At 66.6% G+C, this 6,092-nt stretch carries 8 protein-coding genes and 1 pseudogene; 2 read left to right on the forward strand and 7 right to left on the reverse strand.

Going from position 1 to position 6,092, the window contains the following annotated elements:
• Positions 1–411: 411 nt before the first annotated feature.
• Positions 412–681 (reverse strand): annotated as a pseudogene (locus RLDS_RS30475) (DUF6927 domain-containing protein); the annotation flags it as partial.
• A 164-nt stretch (positions 682–845) separates the two neighbouring features.
• Here RLDS_RS30475 and RLDS_RS30480 point away from each other — a divergent pair.
• On the forward strand, positions 846–1,772 hold the full coding sequence (locus RLDS_RS30480; RefSeq protein WP_020819407.1) for a PLP-dependent cysteine synthase family protein: 927 nt from the start codon (positions 846–848) through the stop codon (positions 1,770–1,772).
• Here RLDS_RS30480 and RLDS_RS57355 read toward each other — a convergent pair.
• The 5 genes from RLDS_RS57355 to RLDS_RS30505 all read right to left on the reverse strand — a co-directional run bounded on the left by RLDS_RS57355 (position 1,661) and on the right by RLDS_RS30505 (position 5,095).
• Positions 1,661–2,065 carry a zincin-like metallopeptidase domain-containing protein gene (locus tag RLDS_RS57355; RefSeq protein ID WP_408021062.1) on the reverse strand — a complete coding sequence of 135 codons (405 nt, stop codon included), beginning with the start codon at positions 2,063–2,065 and terminating at the stop codon, positions 1,661–1,663. The genes RLDS_RS30480 and RLDS_RS57355 overlap by 112 nt on opposite strands.
• Positions 2,066–2,395: 330 nt before the next feature.
• Entirely contained in the window at positions 2,396–3,745 is a 1,350-nt protein-coding gene (locus tag RLDS_RS30490) for a dihydrolipoyl dehydrogenase family protein (RefSeq protein WP_016744716.1), read from the reverse strand.
• Positions 3,727–4,506, reverse strand: coding sequence for an organomercurial lyase (gene merB / locus RLDS_RS30495; RefSeq protein WP_021224338.1), 780 nt, complete (start codon positions 4,504–4,506; stop codon positions 3,727–3,729). The genes RLDS_RS30490 and merB overlap by 19 nt, the downstream gene beginning before the upstream one ends.
• Positions 4,507–4,518: 12 nt before the next feature.
• On the reverse strand, positions 4,519–4,743 hold the full coding sequence (locus RLDS_RS30500; RefSeq protein WP_021224337.1) for a GDCCVxC domain-containing (seleno)protein: 225 nt from the start codon (positions 4,741–4,743) through the stop codon (positions 4,519–4,521).
• Positions 4,736–5,095 carry a hypothetical protein gene (locus RLDS_RS30505; RefSeq protein WP_021224336.1) on the reverse strand — a complete coding sequence of 120 codons (360 nt, stop codon included), beginning with the start codon at positions 5,093–5,095 and terminating at the stop codon, positions 4,736–4,738. Before RLDS_RS30505 ends, RLDS_RS30500 begins: the two co-directional genes overlap by 8 nt.
• Positions 5,096–5,169: 74 nt before the next feature.
• Here RLDS_RS30505 and RLDS_RS30510 point away from each other — a divergent pair, with 74 nt between their 5' ends.
• On the forward strand, positions 5,170–5,586 hold the full coding sequence (locus RLDS_RS30510) for a MerR family transcriptional regulator (RefSeq protein ID WP_016744720.1): 417 nt from the start codon (positions 5,170–5,172) through the stop codon (positions 5,584–5,586).
• 3 nt (positions 5,587–5,589) lie between these two features.
• Here the strand turns inward: RLDS_RS30510 and RLDS_RS30515 are convergent.
• On the reverse strand, positions 5,590–6,092 hold a 503-nt coding region (locus RLDS_RS30515), incomplete at its 5' end, for a zincin-like metallopeptidase domain-containing protein (RefSeq protein WP_021224335.1).

Below are 6,092 nucleotides of genomic sequence, written 5' to 3' on the forward strand. Positions count from 1 at the left end.
GGCATCCCGTAGTTACGCTGAATGGAGATGCGGCGCGGTTAGGTGTCCCGTTCGTCCACTAAACCCCTCGACGAGAGGCGCACCGGATGGGCTGAGAAACAGGCGGCCAAGACATGAGACCGCTGTCATCATCCGGACCTGGCGTGACAGTCGCTTTCGCCAGTATCGCTATATAGATTGCTGCAGACTGGGATTTAAGCAGTGTAGCCTTCACCATACGCACCTTGCCCTGACCGTCATCGCCTCCATTTGCGACTAAGACGCATCTGGCCTTTTCCGAACATGCTATTGTTCCCCGTCCCTTTCGGGATTTCAGACCTTGTGAGGCCCGAGGTTAGTCCGGCGAGCAGAGGCATTCTCAACTTACCTCATCATCACTGATACTCCATTTCAGCGCCGCAACGGCGCACTATCCTTGTACCCGAACTGGTGGCCATCGCGCGAGCGTGGATTCCAGCGCACCAGGCACACTACCGCGAAAACGTTGCCGGCAATGCCGTCCACGATTTCCTGGGCTGCGGCGTAATAGGTCCGATTTCCCGGACAGGAGGACGCGAGCACCCTGAGGCCGCGTTTCGTGCCGTCCTCGAGCGTGTTTTCGTAGGTAAGCTGCGCGTCGAGATAGGATTTGGCGGTCTTGTGGCCGCCCATCGACGTAAAGGGCATGAAGAGCCATCCCATGATGAGTCCTTTCTTGAGGAAGGAAACCGGCCGCTGGCCGTTTCCGGTTTGAGGATCGTCGGGCCGCGAGCGCTGGTCAGCAGGCGAACGCCCGCGTATCAAAGTCGCAGTATTTTCATGTCGTGCGGATGTGACCTTCCGCACCCGTCATTGTCGGAGAAGTCATGCTCGCCGCGTCGGCCATTGAGATAATCGGCGGCACGCCTTTGATCGCACTGGATCGCATCTACACGGGTCCTGGTCGCATCATCGCCAAGGCCGAGTTCCTGCTGCCCGGGGGAAGTGTGAAGGACCGTGCCGCCAAGGCGATCCTGCTTGCCGCAAGAGAGGATGGCCGGCTGAAGCCGGGAATGCCGGTCGTGGAAATGACGAGCGGAAACATGGGCGCCGGACTGGCGGTGGCATGCGCCGCGCTCGGCCATCCCCTCGTCGTCACGATGTCGGCAGGCAACAGTCCGGCGCGAGCGAAGATGCTCGAAGGACTCGGCGCCGAAGTGGTGCTCATCGCCCAGGTGGATGGAAGCCCGGGCCAGGTGACGGGTTCCGATGTCAATGCTGCCGCACAGGCGGCTTGCGCGATCGCCCGGGCGCGTGACGGTTTCTACGTCGATCAGTTCAACGCTGCAGAGGGGATCGCAGCGCACGAGACCACGACAGGCCCGGAGATCCTGGCGCAGTTCGGTGGCCCGGTCGACGGATGGGTTGCAGCGGTCGGCACGGGCTGCACCTTCGTGGGCGTTGCAAAGGCGTTGAAGCGCGCCAATCCCGGTACGGTCTGCGCCGCTGTCGAACCGCTGAACGCGCGGCCGCTGGCCGGAGAACCGGTGCTCGACGCCCGGCATAAACTCCAGGGCATCGGTTATGGCACGGTTCCGCCGCACTGGGATCCGTCGCTGATGGATATGAGTGTCGGCATCAGCGATGATGAAGCTGAAGAGTGGCGGCGTACTCTGGCCCATCGCGAGGGCCTGTACGTCGGCTATTCTGCCGCTGCGAACGTCTGCGCCGCGGCAAAGCTGCTGGCATCGGGGCGGTTGACGGCTGATGCCGTCGTGGCAACGGTGCTTTGTGATACCGGCCTGAAATACTGAACCTCGGCGTGGGGGTGGCCCCGATGGACGTGCATCCGGTCGGCTGCCGGCTGCGCCTTGCTCGCCGCGCCGAAGCTTTTGAGATACGCGAAAGCCTGTTCAGCCTTGGCGGCAGCGTGGATGATCGCGGTCTTGTCGCCGCGGAGGATACCGAGCCAATGCGCCACATAGCTCGCATGACTGTCATGGAGGACGTTGGGCAGACCAAGGTCAGCACAGCAGAGCCCCGCCCCGATCTCGGCGACATATCCTGACAGTCCAGCCCAAAATGGCGGTTGGAAGGTGAAAACCATCGGTTGCCTCCAGCACTGCCCAAAAGCCCCATGGCCTCCCCCGAGGCGGGGGTGGGCGGCGAGAGCGACCGGAGAGGCCTGCTGAAGCGGCGGGCTGCACCCGCAGGGGCGAAATGAAATGGAGCAGCCCGGCGAAGCCGAGGCTTGCAGCGCGCCGCGGCGGGCCTAGCAGGGAGCGCCGACCACTCCCGCATCGAGGGAGAGGCCAAAAAATCGGAGCCGCCGCGCAAGCGGCGTCCGCTTAATGGCGGGCGACAGCCCGCATCGACATGCATCGCGAAGCGGCCGATCGCGCGAGGGATCGGCCGCCATGGCAGTGGCGCTCGTGCGTTAAGTCAGCATGTAGCCGACGTCGGAGGCGCCGGTCGGATAGGCGAACATGGTGGAGCGAAGATCGGCCGCGGTGAGGCCGTGGCGGATTGCCAGACCGAAAACGTTGATTACCTCGTCGGCGTTCGGCCCCACGAGATGCGCGCCGAGGATGAGGTCCGTGTCCTCGTCGATCAGCAGCTTATGGCCGTAGACCGGCTCGGCGAGGCGGCGGGCGGTGAACCAGTCTGGCGTCGAGGCTGCGTTGACCCGGAGCGCGACGCCGCCGCGGCGCGCCGCCTCCTCTGACAGTCCGACGGCGGCGATCGGCGGCAGAGTGAAGGCCACGCTCGGCACGCCGCGATAGTCCGGCTGGTGCGTCGGGCCATCCAGGAGGTTGGCGGCAACTACCTTGGCATCGTGGCTGGACACCGGCGTCAGCCGCGGCCCGACTCCGGCAGCGTCGCCGGCGGCATAGACCCGCGGGTTGGAAATGCTCCGCAGATGCGCGTCGAGCTGCAGGCGCCCGTCCTGCACCGCCACCTCGCCGGCGGACAGGTCGAGCGCCTTGAGGTCAGGACCGCGCCCGGCGGCATGAACGACGAGATCGGCGGCGACGCTGAGATCAGGCTCGCCCTGGCGCTCGGCGTGGACCAGCAGACCGCTCCCGCTGCGCTCGACCCGGGTAACGGTGGCACCGGTCTCGACGCGGATGCCGAGCGCCTCGAACCGGGGCGTCAGCCAGCCCACCAGGTCGGGATCGAAGTGCGGCAGGAGCCGCTCGGCCCGCTGTAGGATGGTGACCTCTGCGCCCGCTCGGGCCGCCAGATGCGAGAACTCCGCAGCGACATAGCCGCCGCCGATCAGCACGATCCGGCGCGGCAGGGCCTGAAGCTCCAGGAACGCATCGCTTGTGCTCACCAGATCTTCGCCCGGAATGCCGAGCGGGACTGGACGCGCGCCGCTGGCGATCAGGATATGGCGGGCCCGCAATGTCCGGCCTTCCACCACGATCGTGTCTGGGCCGGCAAAGCGAGCAACACCGTGTAATGCGTCGACACCGAGCTCGGCGTAGCGGTGCGCCTGCTTGGCGGGGATCGGATCGGTGAAGGTCCGCTTGAACGCCATCAGGTCGGGCCAGTCGATCGCCAGCGTGCCGTCGACGCCATGTCTGGCCATGCGCCTTGCCGCGTCGATCGCTTCCTCGCCGCTGACCAGCATCCTCTTGGGATCGCAGCCACGCAGCGCACAGGTGCCGCCGAACGGACGGTGATCGATGACGGCGACGGACCATCCAGCGGCACGGACCCGGCCGACCGCGACCTGCGCTGCCGTGCCACTGCCGATGACGATCAGGTCGTAGGAAGCCATGGTCGCATCTCCATCCGCATCGGCGCAAAAATCGCGCGCCCAACCTCGAGCGCTTCGGCCAGGCACAGACGAATGCCGTCATCGGCTCCGACCGGACCGCTCGCGCACCAGGCCGCCAGATGATCGTCATCGCAGAAGAAGGCCTGCAAGGTGCAGAGCGACGATGCCGCGCAGCCACTGGCATAGCGACGGCCGGACCAGACGACGATCGCGCCCGGCTCAACCTCTTCCAGCTCGCGGCCGCGGCTGGGGGTATGGATGGCGAGCGTGCGCCGGCACTGGCGGCAGGCCGAGCGGATCATGCAGTCCCGCTCCAGCATGGCGCCGATCCCCAACGCGTCGATGGCGCACATGGCGCTCATGGTCACTCCGCTGACTTCGACTTGATGTTCGCTGGGGCCGTCGGTGAACGGATAGGCGCCGGTCACCCGGCCCGCGCCGTCGAGGACCACGAGATCGCGCCCGGCGAGCCGCTGCAGGGCCGAGCCGACCTCGCCGGAGGGGAGTCCCGATGCGGCGGCGATCTGTGCCGGCACCGGCGAGCGACCATCGGCAGCATAGGCTTGAAGCACGGCGCGCCGGACCCGCTCCTCGACGCCGTCCATCCCGCGCCACTTCGAACCGATGAACGCCGCGAACAGTGCCGTCAGGGCTGCGCGGGCGCTGGGTGTTGTGACTGCGCTCCAGTCCGGGACAACGGCACCGCCGGGAAATGTAACCGTCGATCCAAAGGCGGCTTCAGCGGATGATGCGCGCGCCATCGCCCGCCCTCCTCAGCCGCAGCACGCCTTGCCGCCGCTCTCCTGGATCGGCGGACAGGGCACGTCGCCGTAGGAGCAATAGACGCAGCAATCGCCCGGCTTGGGCTTGAGGACCGCGCCGCAACCCCGGCAGTCGTAGAAATACTGGCAGGCATTGGTCGGCATGGTCTCCGTCGCCCGATGACCGCAGTGGGGACAGGTCAGCGTCGAGCGCAGCTCGGGGGTGGCATCAGACATAGCGATAGCCTGCCCAGAGCAGGGCCGCACCGAGCAGCAATCCGATGAGCGTGAGAACACGCATCCAGCGCGGCGTGCATATGCCGCCCGGCCCACAGCGCGCCGCCGTAACTTGCTGGCGCAACAGCAGCGCCGCGCCGGCAAGCAGGCACAATGCGCCAATGAGGAGAAGCGGCGTGCGATACGGCGCGGCGACAATGGCCACGCCGCCGAGCCAAGCTGCGCCGATCCCGGCGGATGCGAAGAGGATCGGCAGCGCACAGCAGGCGGCGACGCCGAACGCCGCAGCGATCCCCGCCAGCGTGAGCGTGGCGGTGCCGATCCCCTTAGGCGGGCTTGGCGTCTGGGTCACGGGCGACTCCTTGTGGCGGGCATTGAGCTGTCCTAACATCTGTAGCGACTACAGACTCAAGAGGTATTTTGGGGATGGCCGCAACCGGCGCGATCCAGATCGGCGAACTCTCACGCCGCACCGGATGCAACATCGAGACGATCCGCTATTACGAGCGGATCGGGCTGCTGCCCGCTCCGCCGCGGCGGGGCCGCTACCGCAGCTATGGCCGGGAGGACGTGGCTCGCCTGGGCTTCGTGCGCCGCGCGAGGGAGCTGGGCTTTACCCTGGACGAGGTACGCGCCTTGCTCGGACTCGCGGTTGGCGGTCAGGCCTCCTGCGCCGAGGTGCGCGAGCTCGCGGCGTCGCACCTGAAGGACGTACGCGCGCGGATCGCGGACCTCAAGCGGATGGAACGGGTTCTGGCCGACTCGGTGCGCGCCTGCGATGCCGGTCGGGATCCGGGCTGTCCGCTGCTCGACACACTTGGCGCCGAAGTGCGGGTCGCGTGAGCATTACGGCTGTCGGGCGTGCATCCAGTCGGCTGCCGCCTGCGCCTTGCTCGCCGCGGTGAAGATCGCCCGAGGCTCGTCCTTGAGCAGTTGCAGCCAGGAGGCGATGTAGGCCGCATGATCGGGTCGCGGTTCGTGCGCGATCCCAAGATCGGCGAGCAGGAACGATGCGGTCAGTTCGGCGGTCGCTTCCTCCATGGCGAGCGCGTGCCTGGTCCACTTGGCGCTGAAATCCCGGTCAAGCCGATGGGCTGCGCCACTGGCATGAGCCGCTTCGTGAATGTGGGTGGCGTAGAAGCCGTGGGCATCGTGGAAGGCGCTGAAATCCGGCATGTGAATGCGGTCTTCGGCGATATGATAATAGGCGCTGGCCGAGCCGTAGACAGTATCGATGCCGAGCGCGGCGATGAAGGCTTCGGCGGCGGCGAGGCGTTCGCTCTCAGGCAGGTCCGGCGCCGGTTCGGGCGCGTAGCCATCGACCTGATCGGCGTTGAACAGGCTGAACG

Source organism: Sphingobium lactosutens DS20, from assembly GCF_000445105.1.
GTDB classification, from domain to species: Bacteria; Pseudomonadota; Alphaproteobacteria; order Sphingomonadales; family Sphingomonadaceae; genus Sphingobium; species Sphingobium lactosutens.

Coding starts and splice junctions, on each gene's coding strand:
- RLDS_RS57355 (WP_408021062.1), bottom strand. CDS start 2,065: ATGGTTTTCACCTTCCAACCGCCATTTTGGGCTGGACTGTCAGGATAT.
- RLDS_RS30510 (WP_016744720.1), top strand. CDS start 5,170: ATGGCCGCAACCGGCGCGATCCAGATCGGCGAACTCTCACGCCGCACC.
- RLDS_RS30490 (WP_016744716.1), bottom strand. CDS start 3,745: ATGGCTTCCTACGACCTGATCGTCATCGGCAGTGGCACGGCAGCGCAG.
- RLDS_RS30480 (WP_020819407.1), top strand. CDS start 846: ATGCTCGCCGCGTCGGCCATTGAGATAATCGGCGGCACGCCTTTGATC.
- merB (WP_021224338.1), bottom strand. CDS start 4,506: ATGGCGCGCGCATCATCCGCTGAAGCCGCCTTTGGATCGACGGTTACA.
- RLDS_RS30500 (WP_021224337.1), bottom strand. CDS start 4,743: ATGTCTGATGCCACCCCCGAGCTGCGCTCGACGCTGACCTGTCCCCAC.